The organism is Oleiphilus sp. HI0125, from assembly GCF_001635355.1.
The window spans coordinates 1-476 of record NZ_LWGF01000423.1 but is presented as its reverse complement, the minus strand read 5'-3'; the positions used below and the strand labels follow the sequence as shown (position 1 = coordinate 476).

Here is a 476-nt window from a genome sequence, read left to right as displayed (position 1 = left end):
GCGCTTATGCAGCGAAAGATAGTCCAGCGGGCTCTTCCAGAAAATTATAAATCACTCCCCGACATACCAGAGTTTTTATCAAAAATTTATGCTGCACGCGGTGTTGTTTCTGCTGATGAGCTAAGTCTTCAGCTTAAGTCAATGGCAAGTGCTGCTAAGCTGAAAGGTCTCGATACCGCCGTAGCTCTGCTTGTTGATGTCTTGTCTGCTAATGGACGGATTGTCATTGTAGGGGACTTCGACGCTGATGGTGCCACAAGCACGACCATAGCCTACGAGGCGTTGCGTGAGTTTGGGGCGAATAATGTCGATTATCTTGTTCCTGATCGCTTTAAATTTGGTTATGGGCTAACGCCTGAAATTGTTGATCTGGCCGCTCAATCAAATCCTACTCTAATAGTAACGGTTGATAATGGGATATCTAGTCACGAAGGTGTTGCGCGCGCGCATGCCTTGGGTATTAAGGTTATTGTCAC

General features: G+C 46.4%; 1 protein-coding gene. It reads left to right on the top strand.

What is annotated here, in order from left to right; all coding sequences use genetic code 11:
* Nucleotides 1–476, top strand: a 476-nt coding sequence (locus A3762_RS05700; protein ID WP_231878737.1) for a DHH family phosphoesterase, incomplete at both ends; no start/stop codon positions are given.